Genomic DNA, 376 nt, shown 5'->3' on the forward strand with positions numbered 1-376 from the left:
TTACCAAAGAAAATCTCACGTGAATTATAATCTAATTTCATTTTTTCTCTTTTCTATAATTTCATTGAATTAGCATAATTAGCACCTTTTTTCAATGTTGTTTTAACGTCTTGCATACCCTTTTTTTCAACTAAGAAGTACATGCCATGATAGCCACTAGTATAATTAGCTCTAGTCCCTGCATTAACTACTATTTTATCGCCTTTTTTAACTTGCTTTAAGTTACTTGACAATTGCCCAGTATTTTGATATCTGGCATAAGTATAGGTATGACCGTGGCTTCTGATTAATCTAGTTCTTCGGCTTGCAGCATTTGCCTTAGCCTTAAACTCTGCTTCAAACCAATCGCCCATGCGTTCTGTTACTTTAGTTTGCA

Annotated in this window: 1 protein-coding gene; it reads right to left on the bottom strand. The window is 34.0% G+C overall.

Annotated elements, in window-relative coordinates:
* Nucleotides 1-53: 53 nt before the first annotated feature.
* A partial coding sequence (locus L979_RS16145; protein ID WP_047688481.1) for a hypothetical protein occupies nt 54-376 on the bottom strand: 323 nt, incomplete at its 5' end.

It is taken from the genome of Kocuria sp. ZOR0020 (assembly GCF_000800955.1).
Lineage (GTDB): Bacteria > Actinomycetota > Actinomycetes > Actinomycetales > Micrococcaceae > Kocuria > Kocuria subflava.